The organism is Hyphomonas sp. FCG-A18, assembly GCF_045287255.1.
GTDB lineage: Bacteria > Pseudomonadota > Alphaproteobacteria > Caulobacterales > Hyphomonadaceae > Henriciella.
On the sequence record NZ_CP137142.1, the window covers coordinates 2545619 to 2566600 of the forward strand.

The following is a 20982-nucleotide window of genomic DNA, read 5'->3' on the forward strand; positions in this document are numbered from 1 at the left end:
AACCGCCGCCCCTGAAATCAGAGGCGGCGGCCAAACATGATACTAGAGCAAAAAAACCCTAGAGCAGTTTCAGATCAACCGCTGAGGTCTTGTTGCGACGCTCATCGTGATACAGTTCATACTCGATTGGCTGGTCATCTTTCAGACCTGTCAAACCAGAGCGTTCAACCGCAGAGATGTGTACGAATACATCATTGCCGCCCTCATCAGGAACGATGAAGCCAAACCCTTTGGTGGCGTTGAACCATTTTACTTTTCCGGTGGCCATTTACTGGACCCTTTTGGTAACCCGCCCCGACCCTGCACTGCGCAAACGGTGGCGAAGATGTCGATTACGGATGGGTAGTCACTTCAATGAGCCGCCGGTCTGGCGGGGTCTTCTCAACTCAGACCGGCCGTATTCGATACAGGAACAGGCTCACAGAAGCGCCATCACGTCAAGACAAGGCTTTATGACAAACTATCCGATCGCAAACACCATAGGCAAAACGACATTCTCACGATGCAAACGACAGGTCTTGCCAACTTCATTTGGCTCAGTGGCTTCAAACCGCCATTGGCTCACCGTCTCAGAAGCACGGTCCTTGAAGCCCTCAAGCGGGATAGACGCCATGACCTCAGGCTCCTTTATATTGCCAGCCTCGTCGAAGCCGAAGCGCAGGATCACTGACCCAAACATGCCACGCATCGCCTTCCCGGCTGGGTAACGCATGCGAGGTTCTTGGATAAGTTCGCCTGCACAATGGGGAAGCGCGCCATCCTTGGTTTCGCCTACATGAGCCCGGGCATTTACCTGCTCTGACGTCGCCTTCCATTTCGCTAGAATCTCATCAACCTGCTTTTCAGTTGGTTGCCACTCGCCTGTACTCTTGAAATAGGCCCGCATAGCCAGGCGCCAGGCATAGGCTTTCCAGTGCAAGTCTTCAGCCCAGCCGAGACGCTCCCCCTCCTCATCGACAGCGGCATATGCCCGCCCCTCAACCTCAGCCATCTCCAGAACAGCCTCGCGCTTCTGACGACCATTAAACAGAGCGATCGCGCCAATAAATTTGGCCTCAACATATTGCTGGGGCAGGATCTCTGCGACAGGCTCAAGATGCTCGACCACCGCTTGGGCTGTTTCTCTCAATTTATGCGGCGTGGCATGCTCAATATCGTGGTTCAACAAGTCATAATGCACCCGTACCGTCTCAAGCGTTGGGTCATCATCATAAGCGGCCAGCGCAGCTTTGAGGGCTTTGCGCGTCTTGCTATTCTTCTTGGCTTGCCAAGCGGTCTGCGCTTCAACGACCTGTGTGATATCCGGCCCGGTCTCCTGCGCTGAAGCTGAGAAGGCAAACCCCAAAATAACGATAATAAAAACAATCAGACGCATGCTTGAGTCCCCACCTGCATTCACTGTTACTTTGGAAAATCAAAACAGATCGTCAAGCTTAAAATGAACGCCGGACAAACTCATAATAAACCGGAGCGATATCGCCGAGGTTTTTGGTCTGATAGCGGGTCTGGATGTGATCGGCTGGAGCTAAGCGCCAATCATCAGCGGCTTCGGCCTGCCAGTCATAGGCCGAATGAGCCAGGAACCGCTCCAGCGCTTCATCAGCATAGGACCGCACATCAGTGGCAAAGCGCACCCGGCCACCGGGCTTGATCAGGCGCGCGAGGTCATCGAGGAAATCAGGCTGGATAATCCGGCGTTTCTGCTGGCGCTTCTTCGGCCATGGATCAGGAAAGAGGATAAAGGCTCGATCAATCGACGCCTCTTTCAACCCCGCCATCAACTCACGTGCATCATCCTCCCACAGACGCACATTCTTGATGTCATCATCGTCAATCTGACCCAGCAGCTTGGCGACACCCTCGATAAAAATCTCCGAGGCGAGAATTCCGATATCCGGGTTCTTCAGCGCCTGCCCACTGACATGCTCACCCCCGCCAAAACCAATCTCCAGCCAGATTTCACGCTTTGCCTCAGTGAACAATATGTTCGGGTCGAGCGCGCCGTTCCCCTCAACAGGCACACGCAAGACTGGCAAAAGCGTCTCCCACAGCTTTTTCTGGCGCCCGGACAAGGGGCGGCCACCGCGACGGCCAAACGTCTTCTTGCCACGAAACGGATCGGTTGGTTCTGACATGGCGCGCTCTTTCTCACCCAAGCGCGCTTTGGGCAAGTCACACCGCTGCAGACATTGACGGCGCAGCATCAACACGGTCTGATGCAAGCCCAGACTGAAAGGCTCGCAAATGTCCCTTCGCCCTGTCCTCATTGCGCTGGCTGGCACTGTTCTGCTGCCCGCCTGTGTTGCTGATTCCGGCACCCGGCTACCCGTTCCAGCCGAAGCTGAAAACCCTGAAATCCAGCGCATTCTCGCTGTCCTCTATGCTCAGCAGGACGCGTGGAACAATGGCGATATTGACGGCTTCATGCAGGGCTACTGGCAATCAGAACAGCTCCGCTTTGCCTCTGGTGGCAGCATTACCCGCGGCTGGCAGGCGACCCGTGACCGCTATCATGCGCGCTATACTGACCGCACGATTATGGGCACACTCGCTTTTACCGATCTGGAAGTTGATCTGCTTTCATCCGATGCCGCCATCGTCCATGGCGCCTGGGCACTAGAGCGCAAGAAAGACCGCCCGAACGGTCTGTTCACCCTTGTTTTGCGGCAAATGGATGGCGGCTGGAAAGTTGTTAGCGATACAACGACATCCGCCGATTGATCAGCGCCCATGACCGCCCTATTGTCCCGCCCGCAGCAACGTAAATAAGGATGGCGGGCAATGAAGCAGGGCACCCTTGACCTTGAGACGAGCAACTCGGCACTGGAGCGCTTTGTTGAAAGCCATGGCTTTCGTCATGCCATTACCGGGCTGATCATCCTCAATGCCATTATTCTCGGGGTCCTGACCTATTCACAGCAATTGCCCAGCCCTTTCGTCAGCACATTGCAGGTTCTGGATATCACGATCACGCTGATCTTCGCGGTGGAAATCCTGCTGAAACTGACGGTCTATCGGTTCCGCTTTTTCAGTGAAGGCTGGAACTGGTTTGACTTTATCGTGGTCACGATCTCGCTGGTTCCGGCAACGCAGGCCTTCTCTGTCCTGCGGGCCCTGCGGGTTCTGCGCGTGCTGCGCCTGTTGCATGTGGTCCCGACCCTGAAACGGATTACCGAGGCTTTGCTGAAATCCTTGCCCGGCATGGGCGCGATTCTCGCCGTTCTGGCGCTGCTCACCTATGTCGGCGCCGTCATGGCCACCAATATGTTTGGCGATACCGATAATCCAGAAGTGATTCAGCTGTTTGGTGACTTGCCCAGCTCAGCCTATTCCCTGTTCCAGGTCATGACGATGGATGGCTGGCGCTTTGAAGTGGTTCAGAAAGTCGTCGATGACGGCAATCCATACGCGCCGTTCTTTTTCCTGATCTTTATTTTTATCGCCAGCTTTGCCGTCCTCAACCTGTTTATCGCCCTTATCGTTGATGCCCTGGCCGCGAGTGAACGCGCCGCGACGGATGAGCATCTCGATGAGATTGAAGAAGAGTTGGAAGAAGAATTCACCGCTGCCGACCTTGAGCGGGATGAGATCATCACCCTGCTCAAAGAAGTCAAAGCTGAACTGGCCGATCTCAAAGCCGCTCGCTCGAAATCCTGATCAGCCAGCCTTGGCCAGCTGCGGATAGCCATTCACCATGGCGCTGCGCACATCATAGCGGACCGAGCGCACCTTGGCGTCATACTCGGTCGGCACAACATCAACCTGAACCTGATAGCCGCGCTCCTGCCAATAGGCCTCAATCTTGGCCTGGAGCTGGCGCGCGCCATGCTCATCAAAATAATTCCTCACAGCAAACCCCTTTGCTTAAAACCTGCCCACTCACGGCGCAGAGAGGGGTGAATAACGTAAACAGGGTGTAAAAAGCGGCGAAACTTCACATACATGAACGGCCATTCAAGATGAATGGCCGTTCACATAAAAATACTCAAACTCAACTCTTCAAATTCTTCATTCAAAAGACTGAAAAGTTTATTATCCGGCTGGCAGCAAAACTGTGTCGATAACGTGAATAACCCCGTTTGAGGTATAGATATCAGCGCTGACAACTGTGGCTGTTGAGCCCGGTGCTGTAACGGTCACACCATCAGTGCCATCCACGGACAGGCTGCCATTCAGGGTTTCTGCGGTTGTCACTGTACCCGCGAGATCCTTCGACTTCACTTTGCCCGCAATCACGTGGAGCTTGAGGATACCAGCCAGCTGGTCCTTGTTCTCAGGCTTCAGCAGAGTCTCAACTGTGCCATCTGGCAGAGCTGCAAAAGCCGCGTCGGTTGGCGCGAAGACAGTCAGCGGGCCTTCGCCTTGCAGCGCCTCAACCAGGCCAGCAGCCTCAGCCGCGGCCAGAAGCGTTGTGAAAGACCCGGCCTCAGCAGCGGTTTCAACAATATCTTTCTTCTCGGCTTTCTTGGCGTCTTTATTATAGCCAGCCAGATGCACCTGCGCCTCACCGCTTGTGTAGGACGCTGTTGTTGCTTTCGCTGAGTTGCACTGACCTGCAAAGGCCGGCGCCGCCAGAAGGCCTGCAGAAAGAATAAGTGTCGCGAGTTTCATAAGGGGAACTCCATTTTGGTTCAGCCCCGGACCATACCGGAGACATACCCTAATACGGTATTTTATATCGAATAGATTACATCTTACTGGGAGTTAATAAATCAAACTTCACGAAACTATGAAGATTTCTGACTGACACTGTTCACATTTACCCGCTATAGGTGTGCCCATGACTCTTTGGCAGCGGCTGATAGAAAGTGGGAAACGCCTGTTCGACGTAAATGTCGAAGACGAGCCCCTGCCTGCAGATCTCGCCTGCGCCCCGGACCCGAATGATGTCAGCTTCACAGCCGCTGTGGTTGGCCTTGGGGCCAAAATGGCGAAAGCCGATGGCCGGGTCAGCGACCAGGAAGTCATGATGTTTTCCCGCGTCTTCCAGACCGACCCAAAAGACGCTGCTGCGGTACGCCGGGTCTTCAACCTCGCCCAGCAAACCGTTTCTGGATACGAATCCTATGCTCGCAAGATTGGACGTAAATATGCCGCCCGGCCTTGCCTGCTCGAAGGGGTTTTGGACGGACTGTTCATGATCGCCACGGCTGATGGCGTCGTCACCAATGATGAGCTGACCTATCTGGAAACCGTCTCTGAGGCTTTTGGATTCTCTGAGGCCACGTTCCGCCGCATCAAGGCGGGCCACATGGGCCCGGATCGTAATGACCCCTATCATATTCTCGGCGTCGCCCATGATGCCGACTTTGACGATATCCGTCAGACTTATCGCCGCCTGATGGCTGATCATCACCCTGACCGGGTGATCCAAAGCGGCGCCCCACGCGAGTTCGAAGCCGCGGCCCATGACAAGGCTGCTGCAATTACGAGCGCTTTTGCCAAGATCAAGGCAGAACGCGGGCTTCTGACGGCAAGCTGACGGAAGTTTAATCCCTGCCTGTTGACGACAGGGGTTACCCAACCCATCATTAGAGTTCGAAAGGACCAATTATGACCGCTACGCACGCTGCCCCCTCCGGCTTCCCCCACAACCTCGTCCTGGCTTTCCAGCAAGGGCTGCGATGGTTCGCCAAGGGATTGCTCGCGCTGGCGCTTATTATGCTGGCGGGTCTTCTGGCCGTGATGACTGCGATTGCAGGTCTTGTGATTGCCGCTTTTGCGCTCCTGATCCGGATGAGCGGCTCAAAGACTGAAAGTGTGCAGACCTATGATGTCCGCGAGGACGGCGAGGCAATTACACTCGAAGCCCGCCGCACCCCACGTGGCTGGACGGTCGAATAGGCAACCCGCCTAATCTTTCTTGAAGCCTTCAATATACAGCGTCTGCGTTGGGTAAGCGAACTCGATCCCTTGTTCCTTGAAGGTGCGGTAGAGCGCCAATAAGACCCGCGAGCGCGCGGCCATCGAGCGGTTAAATTCCGGGTTCAGCGAAAAGAAGACCAGCGAGTAGTCGAGCGAGCTTGGCCCAAAGCTCGACATGCCACACCGATCAAAATCAACGCCCTGCAAGTCCTTGAACATCTCCGCGACAATGCCCGGAATACGATCCGCCACATCCGGGTCAGTTTGGTAGATCACGCCAAACTCGGTCTCGATCCGCCGCCGCGCCATCCGCGTCATGTTATGGATCTCATAATCGAGCAGGTTCGTATTGGAGATAATTAACTGCTCCCCCGACCGGGCGCGCACCCGCGTCGTTTTCAGGCCAATATCCTCAATCGTCCCCCAGCTTTCGCCGTAACGGACCGTATCCCCGACCTGAAATGGCTTATCAATCACGATGGAGAGGGAAGAAAACAGATCCCGGAAGACGCCCTGCGCGGCGATACCAATTGCGATACCACCAATACCAAGACCGGCGAGCAGCGCGGTCACATCCATGCCGACATTCGACATGATCAACAGCAGAGCAATCGTCCAGACGCCCAGCATGATGAAGTATTTGATGATGTTAAACGCCGAAGCGAGCGCCTTGGCATCGCCGCCCCCGCGATGAACGCTGCGTTTGATCGCCGAAACGGCAAATTCCTGCACCCATTCGGCAATCTGGATCACCAGCGCGAGCACGAAATAGATGCGGACAAAACCCGAAACCGCGCCCGGCAATGACAGGATGCTATCCGTCGCCGTCAACGCGAGTGCGATCATGAAATAGATATGGAACCGCTTCACGACCCGCTGAAATAAAGCTGCGACCGAATAATCATCATTGCGCGGCAGGCGCACAATCCCCTTCAGGATCGCCCATTTCAGCGCCCATTGCAGCGCCGTAAAGCCAATCACCAAAGCCAGTGCGATCAAGGCTTCACGCTCGCCAGAGCCAACCCATCCGACAAATTCCGTGGCCGCTTCGGTGGCTCTTTCCGTGGTTTCGGTCAGCGCCTCAATCGGGTCCGACGTGCGCGGGGCGGCCTCAACCTCCTCAGGCACAACCTCTATCGGCACATCGACGGGTGCCTCAAGATCGAGGCCACCTTCCAGCTCAGCCGGCTCTTCTGCGCCTTCGACTGGCACAGGGTCATCTTCGGCTTGCGATGAGCCGATTAGCCATGACCACAGTTTTCCGATGCCCTGCAAACTCAATCGCTCTCTCCACCTACCATGACGCGCGCCGCCTCAATGATCCGCAGCGTCTCGCCCCACAAGTCATAACCTGCAAGATCAGAGAGGCCAATAAAGCGCGCCTCATCCGCATCGTCCCCGGCAACCGGCTCCCCTTCCTGCCAACGCGCAACATAATCGATCAGGACATAATGCCGGGTCAGCAAACTGCCCTCGCGGTTTTCAAAGATCGCATCAACGACATCGACCAGCCCGACCAGCTCAGCCTGCACCCCGGTTTCCTCTCGCAACTCACGCAGGGCTGCCGTTTTCGCTGTTTCACCCGGCTCAATGCGCCCCCCCGGGATTGACCATTGGCCCGCCATTGGCGCCGTCCCGCGCTGGATCAGCAAGACCTCATCCCCGCGAAAGCAAACGCAGCCAACCGCCGGTACGGGGCGCAAGCCTTCAACTGGAACCAAAACCTTATCCATCATGTGTTGATTGCACAGACCATGTTGAACCGCCAGTAAATGCGTTATGTCACAAGGACATGCTGCAGCGCAAAAGAGACGAAATGTCAAAATCCAAAGCCAAACCCCTCAGCCTCGCCCTTCAGGGCGGCGGTGCGCATGGTGCCTTTACCTGGGGTGTGCTCGATCGCCTGCTTGAGGAACAGAGTATAGAAATCAAGGCGATTACCGCGACCTCTGCCGGGGCCATGAACGCGGTAGCGCTCACCGCCGGCTATGCCAAGGGCGGTCGCGATGGTGCCAAGGCTGGGCTGGAAACCTTCTGGCGCACGGTCTCGGACATGGGCGCGCCGTTTTCAACCTCTATGTGGACGCAATCGCCTTTTGCTTCCCTGCCGTTCAGCCCGTTCAACGCCGCGATTGCCTTCACCTCAATCGCCAGCCCATATGAGTTTAATCCGTTTGACCTGAACCCGTTGCGCGATGCACTGGACAAGGCGATTGATTTTGAGGCGGTCCACCACACGCCTATCGATCTTTTCCTGTCGGCAACCGACATTGAAAGTGGCCGTGTGAAAGTCTTCCATGATGGCGAGGTAACCCGCGATGCCGTCCTCGCCAGCGCCTGCCTGCCCCAGACCTTCCGCGCCGTGGAGATTGATGGGCATGCCTATTGGGATGGTGGCTATATGGGCAATCCGAGCCTGTTCCCGCTCATCTATGGCAAGGCCCCACGCGATGTCCTGCTTGTCCTGCTCAACCCAATCGCGCGATTGGGCATACCCAAACGTGTTCCGGAAATTCAGGACCGCCTGAATGAGATTACCTTTAATGCTTCCCTGATCGGGGAATTGCGCGCCATCGCTTTTGTTCAAAAGCTGCTGGATGACGGCATGCTCAAAGAGCCGATGATGAAGAAGTATCAGCGCTTGAATATCCACGCTGTTCGCGGCGGGCAGGTGCTGCGCGATCTCTCTCTGCAAACCAAATATGATACCAGCTGGGTCTTCCTGACGAGCCTGCGGGATAAAGGCCGCACCGCCGCAGAGAACTGGCTAAACACGTGCAGTTCCTATCTCGGCACCGGGACGTCAGCCGTCGATCTGCGCAAGGAATTCCTCGACGCTTAAGCCCGCAGAAGCATACCAAACTGCGCAAAAATTATGGCCTAACGCCGGAATCTAAGGGTTTATACGTATAAAGGTCTCGATTTTGCAGGGGCAGCCCAATGCGTACAGATCATGCACATCAGCCCGTTGGACTCGAAGATCGGCTCAATAGTCGGGCCAATCAGTTCAATCTTGTACGCCTGCTTCTGGCACTCTTGGTATGCTTCGATCATGCCGGACTTGTGGTGACCGGACAGATGAAAACAGAACCGCTCCAACTCTTTGGCTTGAGTTCAGGATATCTAGCAGTGAATGGGTTTTTCATTCTCTCAGGCATTCTGATCGCAAAATCCTTATCCGAGCGAGGTGTATCACGGTCCTACTTTGTCTCTCGGTTTCTCCGCCTCTACCCGGCCCTGATTGTCCTGGCCCTCATTGCAGTATTTTTCATCGGGCCACTGGTTTCGAAAGGCTCTTATTGGACAGGCACAGGATCATTGTCGTATGCGTTTGAGGTCATTCGCTTCGGCGATACATCGGGGGGACCGATAGGGTTCTATCCAGACAACCCTTTCCCAAATGAGTTTGACTCACCGCTCTGGACGCTGCGCTATGAAATGCTGTGTTATCTGGCTGCGCCTTTACTGGTGCTGTCAGGCTTGCAAAAACGCCCTTATTGGCTTGCCGGATTTATTGCCGTCTTAGGCTTTGGCGTTGCGCTTGCGCCTCCATCCAGCACACAACTGTTTGGACAGGAAATCCTCTCGTCCATGCTGCGCTTTGCCTTTTGCTTCGGTCTTGGCATGCTTGCCTGGGCAGCGCGACAGCATGTTCATGGTCAGCTCTCATGGGTGGTCCTCACAACGATCTGTTACATCGTTGCGGGCGTGACCGGTATTGGCATCGATATGGCAGGAACGCTTTGGATCGGCGCCATAACTCTATTCCTGGGCCTCAAACTGCCTGCCAAACGCCCTTTAAAAACCGACCTCTCTTACGGCCTGTATATATGGCATTTCCCTGTCATGCAGATCATTATTGGTGAAGCTGGCATCATGCCATGGCAGCAACTCTGGATTATTGCAGTCCCTTTAGCTTTAGGACTGGCATGGCTGTCATGGACGGTCATTGAACGTCCCGCTTTGAAGCTAAAGCGCTATGCTAAGCCACAAAGTGCAACTGCATAAATCTTACTTAAGCGCGCTTCAGGAACCAGATCTTTGCTGCGCCAATCTCGCGCGTGTTGACGATCTCCCAGCCGCTAAAGTCCGGCGTCTCATCCACTGCGGTTTCAACCACCACCAAAGCGTCATCCGCCAACCACTGCCCCTCCACCAGAGATTTAAGGCACGGCTCGACCAGCCCCTTATGATAAGGTGGGTCCATAAAGGCGAGATCAAACACATCGCCTGATCCGGCTGGCTTTTCCCCCAGATCCGTCGCGCTGCGGCGATGCACGCGTGTGACGCCAAACAGCCCCAATGTCTCAACATTCTGGCGGATCGCCCCGCGCGCGGCATGGGCGGTCTCGACGAACAGGCAGAGCGCTGCGCCCCGCGAAAGCGACTCAAGGCCAAGTGCGCCCGATCCGGCAAACAGGTCCATCACGCGCGCGCCGTCCAGAGGGGGCGCCCAATCGGCATGCGCAAGGACATTGAACAGGCTCTCACGCGCCCGATCAGAGGTTGGTCGCGTGGCTTGTGTTTTCGGGGCGACGATAGGCCTGCCCTTGAATTGTCCGGCTACGATGCGCATGACTTGCGTGTAGGCGGGTATTGCGCAACGGGGAAGACAATCATGACACCAAATGAAATTCGGACTCTTCTAATCGAGTCTGGCGTTCCGGAAAACATCGCCGTAGAGGTTTCGACCTATCCCATAGATTTATCACTCTTCAAGAAGCAAACATGGGTATTTATTGGATTTTCAATTGCGTTTTTCAGCTTACCTCTAGTCTTTTTGTTTGGGTATCCGAATCCAGAACACTGCAATGAAAACCTACCCCATAATATTGGGGCCAGCTTTATCATGATGATCTTCGCGGCGATATTTATCGCAGGTTGGGTGACGATACACGTTCAGCGATCAGGGTCTTACTCGAAAAGGGTGTCGATATTTGTTGGGTCATTTGCAGATGATACCAACGCACCTCTTGCCAGATTCATGGCCAAACGCCTCAAAGCTCGTGATCGAGGCGTTGTAGAGACAGAAAGCTATATTGATCAGACCTTGCTCATGCCTTTGCCCTTTTTCAAATGGCCCGCAATGATTCTCATCCCGCTTGCCATCCTTGCATTCATCTTTATGCCCGCATCATGTCTGTAAACCCAATGCGCCATGCCCTCGACCTTGCTCGCCAGGCGGCCAGCCTTGGCGAAGTGCCTGTTGGTGCGGTGATTGTTGATCCGAAGACAGGTGAGACCATTGCAGAAGGCCACAATTCCCCAATTGCCGGACATGACCCCACCGCCCATGCCGAGATTGTCGCCATGCGCGCTGCGGCAGAGAAAATTCAGAACTATCGCCTCACCGGCCTGCACCTCTATGTCACTTTGGAGCCCTGCGCCATGTGCGCCGGGGCCATCAGCTTTGCGCGGCTTGGCAAAGTCATTTTCGCGGCTGCAGACGCCAAAGGCGGCGCGGTGATCAATGGCCCGAAATTCTTCGATCAGCCAACCTGTCATTGGCGGCCTGAGATTGAGCAGGACACCGCCCATGCCGAAGAGGCCGCCACGCTGCTGCGTGATTTCTTCCGCTCGCGCCGATAAACACCCTTGCCTGCCCTAACGGATGGCCTGCAACACACCTCTCAAAGACATCAGGAGACGCTCATGACCAGCCCTGCGACCATCGAAATCAAGGACGAGATTGCCATCATCACCATGGATGACGGCAAAGCCAACGCCATCAACCCGCCTATGCTCGAAGCCTTGCACGCTTGCCTCGACCGTGCCGAAAAGGAAGCCAAGGCGGTTATCATTACCGGGCGCGAAGGCCGTTTCTCTGGCGGGTTTGATCTGAAACTGATGATGAGCCTGCCGGGCGAAGAGGTCAAAGCCCTCGTCGATGGCGGCGGTAAGCTCGCCCTGCGCCTCTACACATTCCCGATGCCGGTCATCGCCGCAAGCAATGGTCACAGCGTCGCCATGGGCTGTTTCATCCTGCTCTCCTGCGATATCCGCGTTGGCACAGCTGGGGACTTCAAGATCGGCGCGAATGAAACTGCGATCAATATGGTGCTGCCCATCTTCGCATCGGAGTTGGTGAAAGACCGCGTGGCCGATGATTACAAAACCCGCTCGATGATTTTTGCTGAGCTGTTCGATCCGGAAACAGCCGTCAAAGCTGGCTATCTTGATCGTGTAGTGGACGCTGACCAGCTTATGGCCACCGCCATGGGCTATGCCGAGGCCTTGAAACCCCTCACCGGGTCGTCACTGACGGGGAACAAACTCCTACTCAGAGAGAAGACGATCGCCGCCATGAAAGCGGGCTTGCCGGACTAGGAATTTACGCTTGTAACTTTACAAATGTAACCTGGTGTGGTCTTCACACGCAGGGCAAATATTACAAATTGTGCAAAAATCCCAAAATCACCTTGATTTTGTCTCGACTATCAATAAAAGATTATTGATAGTCGATATTAAGGTAATCCTCGTTGATGGATGCACACATCCTGCTTTCCGACCCCGCATGGTTTCTGGCGTCTGTTGATCTCGACACCAAACAGCTCAGCTTTGTCAAAACCAGCGAGGACAAGCTTCACTCAGCGCCATTTCTGGATGGCCGTACGAGTATTGGGGCCTCTGATGAAGTAATCTCTGTCCCCCTCAAGAAAGCCCTTGAGGCTTATCAGCCTGACGAGCGGCCAGATCGCCTGATCGCCCATATGTCATTCTGCGGCTCGACCTATCTCTCCCGGACCATTGAAGGGGCGGGCGAGGCCCTATGCTATCGCGAGCCACACACATTGGTTGAGCTTGCATCGCTGAAAGCCCTTGGCCATCCGATCAGCAAGAATCGCGAGGAATGGATGGCCCTCCTTCGCCTGGTTTTGGGCCAGTATCGAAAGCCATGGCCAACAGCCATCTCACTCGTCAAACCCTCAAACTGGGCCAATACGCTTCTGTCCGACCTGATTGAAGCCTCAAGCGATATGAAACTCGTCAGTCTTGAGTATGATGTGAAAGCCTATCTCGTTGCCAATTTGCGCGGTGGCCGGGACCGCCTGCAATACTCTCTCAATCTGCTTAATCACTTCCTCTCGGCTAATAGCGCCTATCGCGGCGATGTTTTACGGGTTGAACGCGCGCAGCTTCCGCCGATGCAACGCCTGCTGCGCCTATTGGTGATCGTCTACGAAACCCAGAAGCAGCTTCTCGACCAGGCTATCCAGACTGCAAACGGGCACCGCTTTGTCTGGTCATGCCTGTCACAAAAGCCTTCTGAAACCCTGCCCCGCATCGCCAAAGCCCTGGACCTTACCCTCCCCACAACCTCCATCGAAGCCGCGCTCGCCAAAGAAGAAGGCCACCATGCCAAGAACAAGGCTGAAGCCTATACGCCAGAGCAGGAAGCTGCCCGCAACGCCGAGATCCTGAGCCAGTTTGAAGCCGATATCCGCGAGGCGCTAAACTGGCGCCAAACCGAATTGGGGCTTGCCGCTTAAGGCTAGTAGAGCCCTGCTGCGCGGAGTAGCAAGACACCGCCAATCGCGGTCACCAACCCTTTCATCCACTTGCGGAAATTCACATCGCTCATCCGCTCCAGAATGACCTTGCCAAGCCGCGTGCCCAGCATGGAGAGCGGGATCGCCGCCACGAATAGCCAAAGCGGTGGCATAGCCGCCCACCCAGCGGCGCTGACCACAGGCACCGTCCAGAACCCAACCTTGATCAAATGGCTTAAGGCTTGCGTGATCGATTTGGTGGCGACAATTTGCTGGCGTGTCATCTGCGTGTGAACGAAGAACAGATCAAGCAAGGGCCCAGCCACGCCCGCCAGCGTGTTCAGCGCCTGTACGGCAAACCCCGCAAACAGGGCATGTTCCCGCCGCTGAATATCCAGATACAGGCGCTCCTTTGGCAACCAGACCAACATTGGCGTCAGGCCCAGCAGCAGGTAGAGCATCTGCTTGTCCGGGGTCCAGCTGACAAAGACCAGGGTGCCAACCCCGACCGCTGCGCCAATACAGTAAAGACCCAGCACCCGCCAATCGATCGCATCCCGCAGCAGATAAGCCCGATAGCCATTGGCGAACATCTGGATGCCGCCATGGATGATCATCGCCATGGCAACACTGACGAGGCCCGCCAGAACGCCCATCAGGATGAGGCCGCCCGCCATGCCAAAAATGCCGGAGATAAAGGATGTAATAAGCGTTGTGGCGAGGATAATCAGGGCAGCAAGAAGACTCATGAGCTGCCTCCTAGGCTGAGTCCATGGCCTACGCAAAACACCGTATGACGGGCTGTCCCGCCTTCCCCCGCGACACACCTAGGCAAGCTTTTTCAGGGGGTTAAACTTGGTACTAGATTAGTTGAGAACCATACGGGAGGCGGAAGCGCCATGCATTTTGATTTCAGCCCTAAAACGAAAGAATATATGAAACGCGTCAGCGACTTCATGGACGAGCATGTTTTTCCAAACATCGAGACCTTCGAGAAGCAGCATGAAGAGCTTGGCCGCTGGAGCGTCATCCCGGTTCTGGAAGAGAAAAAGAAAATCGCCAAGGCAGAGGGCCTGTGGAACCTGTTCATGCCGCCAAACCCTGAGCATGACTCCGAAGAGTATCAAGGCGCTGGCCTAAGCAATGCTGAATATGCGCCACTGTCAGAGCTGATGGGCCGCGTCGGTTGGGGCTCTGAAGTCTTCAACTGCTCTGCCCCTGATACCGGCAACATGGAAGTGCTGCACCGTTACGGTACAGAAGAGCAGAAAGCCAAATGGCTGCGCCCGCTGATGGATGGTGAAATCCGCTCAGCCTTCCTGATGACAGAGCCACGTGTGGCCTCTTCTGACGCAACCAATATTGAAACGTCCATCGTTCGTGATGGCGATGAATATGTCATCAATGGCCGCAAGTGGTGGTCATCTGGCGTCGGCGACCCGCGCTGTAAGATTGCCATCGTTATGGGCAAGACAGACCCAAGCGCCGAGCGTCACAAGCAGCAAAGCCAGATCCTCGTCCCGCTGGACGCGCCCGGCGTTGAGATCCTGCGCATGCTGCCCGTCTTCGGCTATGATGATGCCCCGCATGGCCATGCCGAAGTTCAGCTTACAGACGTTCGCGTGCCGGTTGAAAACATGATCCTCGGCGAGGGCCGCGGGTTTGAAATCGCTCAGGGCCGCCTCGGGCCTGGCCGTATTCACCACTGCATGCGCACCATCGGTGCGGCAGAGGTTGCACTGGAGAAAATGTGCCGCCGCCTGCTCTCTCGTGAGGCCTTCGGCAAGAAAGTGGCCGAGCACAGCGTCTGGGAACAGCGCGTAGGCGAAGCCCGCACCAATATCGAGATGACGCGTCTGCTGACCCTGAAAGCCGCCTATATGATGGATACGGTCGGTAACAAGGTCGCCAAGAACGAAATCGCGATGATCAAAGTGGCTGGCCCACGCATCGCGCTCCAAGTCATTGATGATGCGATCCAGGCCCATGGTGGCGGCGGTGTCACCACTGATTATGGCCTCGCCCGTGCCTATGCCAACATCCGTACGCTCCGCCTTGCTGATGGTCCGGATGAGGTCCACAACCGCGCGATTGCTCGTAACGAGTTCAAGAAGTATCGCGACAACCTCTACGGCAACGAGAAGTTCACCGAAGTGGTCGGCTCTCGCTAGTCCGCAAGGTTTCTAGAAACACAAAGCCCGGCCTCACCGCCGGGCTTTTTATTGAATTGATAGGCTCTGCGCAGACAGCAAAACGAATACGAAGGAAACGCCTTAACTCCCCCAACTCAGTCGTTCGAAAATTGTCCTACCGACAAATGCCGCTAAGATGCCATACGGTCTCATAAATGGTGACGGATATGCTCAAAACCTCTTTTATTTGTGTGCTGATTGCATTTCTGGCAGGCTGCTCATCAACTCATTTCCAGCCAACCCCTGCCCTTGATTATGTCGCTTCCAAATTAGAGGCACAGATCCCAGTCCTGCTTCGTGAAGAGAGGGCGGCAGGTGTAGGAATCGCGATTATCCGAAATGGTCACGTCGTCTGGCAGGGATACTATGGCGAGCAAGCACCTGGGATACCAACCAGTGAAGCGACCGTCTTCAATACAGCATCAGTCGCCAAGACAATCACAGCAGAAACAATGATCGCACTCAGCGCAAAAGGCATGATCGACCTGGATGAGCCGATCAAAGGCTATGTTGATCACCCTAGCCTAAGCACTGACCCAAGATTCGCCATTTTGACGCCACGCCTGTTACTCTCACACCAAGCAGGATTGTTGAACTGGGCTTATGCCTACGAAGATGGTGTTCTTGCTTTTGATCATGATCCAGCAACACGCTACAGCTATTCTGGCGCAGGAATGGAGCTTGTCGCACAATATGCAGAAGCCAAGACTGACCATTCCTTACAAGAATTGGCGTTTGAGCACGTACTGGGACCAGCCGGTGTAAAAGAAATGTCGATTGGGGTCCTGGCTGACTGGACGACGGGGCGTGTCGCGATGCCAATGGATGCCGATGGAGCCTATCGCCCAATTGCCGAACTCAATGAGAGCTTAGCACGCGGAGGCGCAAACGGCGCAGCAGACGATTTACTGACCACAGTCCCCGCTTACGCAAAATTCATAACAGCATTGATCGAGAGCGACTGGCTGACCGAAGAGCAGATCGCCGAACGCGAACGTGTGATCACATCTCTGGCAGAAGATGCTATTTTCCAATGCCCGGAGCTAGACTGGTTGACCTGCCCTACACGTTTTGGCCACAGCATTGGATGGCAGGTCTATCAATATGGCGACCACAAGGTGATCAAACATAGCGGCAGTGATGCCGGTGAGAATGCAATGGTCTATTACTCACCAGACACGCGCGAAGGAGCGGTCATCTTCGTGAACGGCGCGAATGGTTGGGTGATCATGACCCGCATCATCGAGATTATTGGGGATGAGCCTTTGATCGCGGACTATTATCGTGGTTTGATCGAAACAGTCATGGGGCGTCCCATGCCACCTCTTGTTGACTAACCCCCTATGCATGAGGTTCTCAAATTCAGCCTGCGTAAGCCGCCAATACGTGTGCCGCTCAAGCAAACCACTCTAATTCCCTGACCACTCCCCCCCTAGAAGCTAGAAGAAGCTTCGATAATTGGTCCCGGTCAGAACTGGGCCAACCTCATCCATAAAGCGGTTGCCCTGTGCGCCATTGGTCATAATCACGATACCGCGTCGGTTTGACGTATCGCCCAGTGACAATTCACTAGAAAAACCAAGCCTAGCTCTTCAGCTCAACATCCCAGTAGAGGTAATCCATCCAGGTTTCGTGCAGGTGGTTGGGTGGGAACTTCCGGCCCATTTCCTGTAGCTGGTAATTGTTTGGCCGCACGGGCTTGATCGCCGGGTGCATGCCGCAATCGCTCGGCATTCGCCCACCTTTTTTCAGGTTACACGGGCTACAGGCCGCCGCGATATTGTCCCAGCTTGTCCTGCCCCCTTTCGAGCGCGGGATCACGTGATCAAAGGTCAGATCATCTGGCGAGCCGCAATAGACGCATTTGAACCCATCGCGCAGGAAGACGTTAAACCGGGTAAAGGCGGGATGGCGGTCCTGGCGCACAAATTCCCGCAAGGCGATCACAGAAGGCAGGCGCATCTCAAAGCTCGGACTGCGGACATAATGGTCATATTCCGCGATAATATCGACGCGGTCGAGGAATACGGCTTTGACCACATCCTGCCATGGCCAGAGCGAGAGCGGATAATAGGACAATGGCCGGAAATCCGCATTTAAAACCAGGGCCGGACGCCCATTTGGCGGTGTGGAAATGACCTCAGCCATAAGGGCGGTCCCCCGTCTGGCGTCTGGTCTTTGGATGTCGGACTTTCTGCTTGAAAGCGCGTCTCCTCGTGTTTCGGGCGCATCATTACTGATTCCCTATAACGAGAGTATGACAGTTTCAGAACTTGTCGAGACCAAGCTGTCACATTCACAAAAAACAGAGCCTTCCTGCCTCAGCCTGAACGCGCAGGCGATAAGCATCGCCCGGTGCCCCTGCGCCGCCCCCGCGGAGGCGTTTGGTAAAGCCAAACTGCCGTGAGCACAAATTACGGGTAATTCTTGTCCCGCATCATGTTGATCCAGCCCCAGAGCAGATGCGCCGCCACCCCGCGATAGGGTCGCCAGTTCTCCGCCAGCGCCGTGAACGCCTTGATTTCATGACGCTCTTCCAAATCGCCGAGCTGTTTATACGCCTCCATCAGGCCAACATCACCGGGCGGGAAAGCATCGAGCTTGCCAACCGCATTCATCAGGAAGATTTCCGCTGTCCACGGGCCAATCCCCTTCACAGCAATCAATTCCTCGCGCGCCTCATCAACGTGGGTTGTGCAAAGGCGATCAAAACAGAGCGCGCCGCTTGTGACCGCTTCAGCGATTGAGGTCAGGTGACGGATTTTCGGGCGCGACAACCCGCAAGCCCGCAGCCCATCCTCATCATCGCCAAGAATGGCATCCGGGGTCACATTGCCATGGCGCTCCAGCACGCGACCCCAGATTGTTCCCGCCGCTTTGGTCGAGAGCTGCTGATAGGCAATAATCCGCGCAAGGTTTTCATAACATGGGTCAGCCGCGCGCCAGACAGGCAAGCCGCTCTCTTCATAGGCCCGGGCCAGAGCCTGATCCTGCGCGCCAAGCGCTTCACAAGCCTCCGTCAGGGTCTCTTGCGACGGGCCGCTCATGCCTGCACCTGCGCTCGATCGGTGCGTCGCTCCCGCCCTTCATCCAACAGGCGATTGGACCCTGCTTCCAGCTCACGCTCCAGCCGCTCCATCATCGCCTTGGACTCAAGGCCCGGCTCAATGGCGGGTAAAGCCTCATAAACAACCCGGCCTGGCCGACGGGTCAGGCCATGGGCAGGCCAGCAGAGACCTGAATTCGTTGCGAGGGGCACCAGAGGCACATCGAGGGTTTTGTAGAAGCCGCGCACCCCGGCGGGCTTATACTGTGGCGGGTCACCCGGCTCGGTCCGCGTCCCTTCAGGATAGATCAACATCTGTCGCCCGGCCCCGGCTTGCACTTCCTCACGCGCAACTTTCAGCATCCGCCGCATCGTCTTCGCCCCACCAGAGCGGTCAATCCAAAGCTGGCGCGATTTCAGCGCATACCAGCCTAAGACCGGATACCAGAGCAACTCGCGCTTCATCACGATCACCGGGTCGCGCACCAGGAGGAAAGGCACAAAGACATCCAACATGGCCTGATGTTTCCCAGCCAGCAGGATCGGTCCACCCGGAATATGCTCCCGCCCACGAAATTCGACAGTGATCCCGCAAATCCAGCGCAGGCCGAGGACGACCAGCCGCGCATAGGTACGAATGCCGAAGACGATCACCGCCCGTGGCAGCAGCAGGCTTGGGAGGAAAATCACGCCCATTACGAACATCCAGCCATACAGCCAGATGACATAGATCATTGAGCGGAGTGTATTCATAGCGTCCCTTTGAGCGACTGCATGACTGTCAGGTGCGCCGCCAGCCGCGCTGATAGCCCGGCAAGGATTGGCGTCACAAGCAAAATCAGCACGTCGAGAACGTCCAAGCTCAATTGCGGCAAAAGTTGCGCCGCATTCTCCCCCTGCGCGCCGCCTGAAAACACGATCAAGGCCGTCACCATCAAAGCCAGCAAGGCACCGACACTTCCAGCCTTCAGGGCCAGCACCCAGAAGCGTCGTTCAAACAGGCTGGCAATGAACTTATCCTCTGCGCCTGAAAGGTGGAGAACATCGACAATATCGCGCCGCGCCAGCAAGGCCGCATGGGTGGCAAAGGCAATCACCGCAATCGCCGTCGCTGCGAGTAGGACCACAACGCCAAGCGCGACTAAGCGCAACAAGGCCAGCGCGCCACGCACATCGCGCGCATAGCCGGAATGAGCGCTAACCTCAGCGTTCAAACCAGCCGCTTCTGCAAGACCTTCAATCTGCCCGACCACCGCTACAGCTTCCGGGTCGCTCAGCACTGCGATGAGGAGCGGAAGTGGCAAACCTTCCGGCATGCCGCCCGGCCCAAAGCTTGGCTCCAGAAGGGCTTCAAGCTCTTCCCGGTTCAGAACGCGGGCCTCTATCACACCTGATAAAGCTTCAATCTCTTCAGCCAGCGTATTGGCCGACCGGCGGTCAGTATCCTCAAGGATCACGGTAATCTCGCCTTCAACCTGCGCGCTCCAGGCTTGCGCGGCTGTATACGTCCCGCGAGAGACCAGAGCCGCCAGCGCAGCAAGGAAACACAAGGCCCCAACGACAAAAAATAGCGCGGCTTCACGGGCATCGCTGGAGGGCAGTAAAGGGGTTTCCTTGCTCATGCGTCAGCCCCTCCAAATTCTGCATCACGTACCAACAGGCCATGATTAAGCCGCAAGACGGGCGCATCGAACTCCCGAACCAGACCCAGATCGTGTGTCGCAACAAGGATGGTTGTACCGGCGCGGCGGTTCAGTTCAGCAAACAGACGCATAATCCGTTGCCCCATCTCCGCATCGACATTGCCGGTCGGCTCGTCAGCGATCAGCAGATCCGGCTTATTGATCAGCGCCCGCGCAATCGCCACACGCTGCTGCTCCCCACCTGACAGAGACGGCACAGGCGCGTCCATCCGTTCGCCGAGGCCAACCCAGCGCAACAGGTCCTGCACCTCATGCTCATAACTTGCCGGCTTGCGCCCCGCCACACGCAGCGGCAGCGCGACATTCTCCGCAGCCGTCAGATGCGAGAGCAAACGAAACTCCTGAAACACGACCCCAATCCGCCGCCGCAGGGCCGAGAGCTGTTTGCGCTTCAGATCATGCGTCGTCTGTCCAAACAGGCGGATCACCCCGCGATCAGGGGCATGGGCAAGGTAAAGCAGCTTGAGCAGCGACGATTTCCCCGCCCCCGATGGCCCGGTCAGGAAGGTGAACGAGCCTGCCGCCAGGTTCAGATCAATCTCGCTCAGCACTTCCCCGGTGCGATCATAAGACAGTGACACCCCATCCAGACGCACACTGGCTTCGTCACTGAAATCAAACCTGAATCGGGACATGCAAAAGCCTCTGAATTAAGGTAAACGTCTCTCGACTATTCCCTGAAACTG

The 20982-nt window shown here is 55.9% G+C and carries 26 protein-coding genes; 12 read left to right on the top strand and 14 right to left on the bottom strand.

All coding sequences use genetic code 11. The annotated features are described in order from the left end of the window. Positions 1-58: 58 nt before the first annotated feature. The 3 genes from RYZ27_RS12555 to trmB form a co-directional block, all read right to left on the bottom strand. Positions 59-268, bottom strand: coding sequence for a cold-shock protein (locus tag RYZ27_RS12555; RefSeq protein ID WP_406679861.1), 210 nt, complete (start codon positions 266-268; stop codon positions 59-61). 192 nt (positions 269-460) lie between these two features. Next, complete coding sequence (locus RYZ27_RS12560; protein WP_406679862.1) at positions 461-1375, bottom strand: TonB family protein; 915 nt, start codon at positions 1373-1375, stop codon at positions 461-463. A 58-nt stretch (positions 1376-1433) separates the two neighbouring features. Further along, positions 1434-2135 carry a tRNA (guanosine(46)-N7)-methyltransferase TrmB gene (gene trmB / locus RYZ27_RS12565; protein ID WP_406679863.1) on the bottom strand — a complete coding sequence of 234 codons (702 nt, stop codon included), beginning with the start codon at positions 2133-2135 and terminating at the stop codon, positions 1434-1436. A 109-nt stretch (positions 2136-2244) separates the two neighbouring features. On the opposite strand from trmB, the gene RYZ27_RS12570 reads away from it, so the two are divergent. Both RYZ27_RS12570 and RYZ27_RS12575 read left to right on the top strand, forming a co-directional pair. Continuing rightward, entirely contained in the window at positions 2245-2721 is a 477-nt protein-coding gene (locus RYZ27_RS12570; RefSeq protein WP_406679864.1) for a YybH family protein, read from the top strand. A 60-nt stretch (positions 2722-2781) separates the two neighbouring features. Continuing rightward, a complete protein-coding gene (locus RYZ27_RS12575; protein WP_406679865.1) occupies positions 2782-3657 on the top strand; it encodes an ion transporter in 876 nt (291 codons plus the stop codon). On the opposite strand, the gene RYZ27_RS12580 is transcribed toward RYZ27_RS12575, so the two are convergent. Continuing rightward, positions 3658-3849 carry a phosphoglycolate phosphatase gene (locus tag RYZ27_RS12580; protein ID WP_406679866.1) on the bottom strand — a complete coding sequence of 64 codons (192 nt, stop codon included), beginning with the start codon at positions 3847-3849 and terminating at the stop codon, positions 3658-3660. Positions 3850-4032: 183 nt separating this feature from the next. After that, positions 4033-4611: a fasciclin domain-containing protein gene (locus tag RYZ27_RS12585; RefSeq protein WP_406679867.1), complete on the bottom strand. Its 579-nt coding sequence runs from the start codon at positions 4609-4611 to the stop codon at positions 4033-4035. Positions 4612-4780: 169 nt separating this feature from the next. On the opposite strand from RYZ27_RS12585, the gene RYZ27_RS12590 reads away from it, so the two are divergent. Together RYZ27_RS12590 and RYZ27_RS12595 are read left to right on the top strand one after the other, a co-directional pair. Continuing rightward, positions 4781-5482, top strand: a complete 702-nt coding sequence (locus tag RYZ27_RS12590; protein WP_406679868.1) for a TerB family tellurite resistance protein — start codon at positions 4781-4783, stop codon at positions 5480-5482. 71 nt (positions 5483-5553) lie between these two features. Then, a complete protein-coding gene (locus tag RYZ27_RS12595) occupies positions 5554-5844 on the top strand; it encodes a hypothetical protein (protein ID WP_406679869.1) in 291 nt (96 codons plus the stop codon). A 9-nt stretch (positions 5845-5853) separates the two neighbouring features. Here the strand turns inward: RYZ27_RS12595 and RYZ27_RS12600 are convergent, their stop codons facing one another. After that, positions 5854-7146, bottom strand: a complete 1293-nt coding sequence (locus RYZ27_RS12600; protein WP_406679870.1) for a mechanosensitive ion channel family protein — start codon at positions 7144-7146, stop codon at positions 5854-5856. Next, positions 7143-7598 carry an NUDIX hydrolase gene (locus RYZ27_RS12605; RefSeq protein WP_406679871.1) on the bottom strand — a complete coding sequence of 152 codons (456 nt, stop codon included), beginning with the start codon at positions 7596-7598 and terminating at the stop codon, positions 7143-7145. The genes RYZ27_RS12600 and RYZ27_RS12605 overlap by 4 nt, the downstream gene beginning before the upstream one ends. 83 nt (positions 7599-7681) lie before the next feature. On the opposite strand from RYZ27_RS12605, the gene RYZ27_RS12610 reads away from it, so the two are divergent. Continuing rightward, positions 7682-8707, top strand: a complete 1026-nt coding sequence (locus RYZ27_RS12610; RefSeq protein WP_406679872.1) for a patatin-like phospholipase family protein — start codon at positions 7682-7684, stop codon at positions 8705-8707. 98 nt (positions 8708-8805) lie between these two features. Beyond that, positions 8806-9873: an acyltransferase family protein gene (locus RYZ27_RS12615; RefSeq protein WP_406679873.1), complete on the top strand. Its 1068-nt coding sequence runs from the start codon at positions 8806-8808 to the stop codon at positions 9871-9873. Positions 9874-9880: 7 nt separating this feature from the next. On the opposite strand, the gene rsmD is transcribed toward RYZ27_RS12615, so the two are convergent. Further along, positions 9881-10441 carry a 16S rRNA (guanine(966)-N(2))-methyltransferase RsmD gene (gene rsmD / locus RYZ27_RS12620; protein ID WP_406679874.1) on the bottom strand — a complete coding sequence of 187 codons (561 nt, stop codon included), beginning with the start codon at positions 10439-10441 and terminating at the stop codon, positions 9881-9883. A 42-nt stretch (positions 10442-10483) separates the two neighbouring features. Here rsmD and RYZ27_RS12625 point away from each other — a divergent pair, with 42 nt between their 5' ends. The 4 genes from RYZ27_RS12625 to RYZ27_RS12640 all read left to right on the top strand — a co-directional run bounded on the left by RYZ27_RS12625 (position 10484) and on the right by RYZ27_RS12640 (position 13355). Next, positions 10484-11011 carry a hypothetical protein gene (locus RYZ27_RS12625; protein WP_406679875.1) on the top strand — a complete coding sequence of 176 codons (528 nt, stop codon included), beginning with the start codon at positions 10484-10486 and terminating at the stop codon, positions 11009-11011. A gap of 5 nt (positions 11012-11016) precedes the next feature. Then, complete coding sequence (locus tag RYZ27_RS12630) at positions 11017-11454, top strand: nucleoside deaminase (RefSeq protein ID WP_406681785.1); 438 nt, start codon at positions 11017-11019, stop codon at positions 11452-11454. A gap of 63 nt (positions 11455-11517) precedes the next feature. Beyond that, a complete protein-coding gene (locus tag RYZ27_RS12635) occupies positions 11518-12192 on the top strand; it encodes a crotonase/enoyl-CoA hydratase family protein (RefSeq protein WP_406679876.1) in 675 nt (224 codons plus the stop codon). Positions 12193-12347: 155 nt separating this feature from the next. Further along, complete coding sequence (locus RYZ27_RS12640; protein ID WP_406679877.1) at positions 12348-13355, top strand: hypothetical protein; 1008 nt, start codon at positions 12348-12350, stop codon at positions 13353-13355. Between the two features lie 2 nt (positions 13356-13357). Here the strand turns inward: RYZ27_RS12640 and RYZ27_RS12645 are convergent, their stop codons facing one another. Next, a complete protein-coding gene (locus RYZ27_RS12645) occupies positions 13358-14104 on the bottom strand; it encodes a TSUP family transporter (RefSeq protein WP_406679878.1) in 747 nt (248 codons plus the stop codon). 150 nt (positions 14105-14254) lie between these two features. Between RYZ27_RS12645 and RYZ27_RS12650 the strand changes: the two genes are divergently transcribed. Continuing rightward, positions 14255-15526, top strand: coding sequence for an acyl-CoA dehydrogenase family protein (locus RYZ27_RS12650; RefSeq protein ID WP_406679879.1), 1272 nt, complete (start codon positions 14255-14257; stop codon positions 15524-15526). A gap of 188 nt (positions 15527-15714) precedes the next feature. Then, positions 15715-16884 carry a serine hydrolase domain-containing protein gene (locus RYZ27_RS12655; protein ID WP_406679880.1) on the top strand — a complete coding sequence of 390 codons (1170 nt, stop codon included), beginning with the start codon at positions 15715-15717 and terminating at the stop codon, positions 16882-16884. 247 nt (positions 16885-17131) lie between these two features. Here RYZ27_RS12655 and RYZ27_RS12660 read toward each other — a convergent pair whose 3' ends face one another. The 5 genes from RYZ27_RS12660 to ftsE all read right to left on the bottom strand — a co-directional run bounded on the left by RYZ27_RS12660 (position 17132) and on the right by ftsE (position 20931). Then, positions 17132-17695, bottom strand: a complete 564-nt coding sequence (locus tag RYZ27_RS12660) for an HNH endonuclease (protein ID WP_406679881.1) — start codon at positions 17693-17695, stop codon at positions 17132-17134. Positions 17696-17961: 266 nt separating this feature from the next. Then, positions 17962-18594 (bottom strand): DNA-3-methyladenine glycosylase family protein, encoded by a 633-nt coding sequence (locus RYZ27_RS12665; protein WP_406679882.1) that lies wholly within the window; start codon positions 18592-18594, stop codon positions 17962-17964. Next, on the bottom strand, positions 18591-19346 hold the full coding sequence (locus tag RYZ27_RS12670; protein WP_406679883.1) for a lysophospholipid acyltransferase family protein: 756 nt from the start codon (positions 19344-19346) through the stop codon (positions 18591-18593). Before RYZ27_RS12670 ends, RYZ27_RS12665 begins: the two co-directional genes overlap by 4 nt. Continuing rightward, on the bottom strand, positions 19343-20215 hold the full coding sequence (locus RYZ27_RS12675; RefSeq protein WP_406679884.1) for a cell division protein FtsX: 873 nt from the start codon (positions 20213-20215) through the stop codon (positions 19343-19345). Before RYZ27_RS12675 ends, RYZ27_RS12670 begins: the two co-directional genes overlap by 4 nt. Continuing rightward, on the bottom strand, positions 20212-20931 hold the full coding sequence (ftsE, locus tag RYZ27_RS12680; protein WP_406679885.1) for a cell division ATP-binding protein FtsE: 720 nt from the start codon (positions 20929-20931) through the stop codon (positions 20212-20214). Before ftsE ends, RYZ27_RS12675 begins: the two co-directional genes overlap by 4 nt. Positions 20932-20982: the final 51 nt, after the last annotated feature.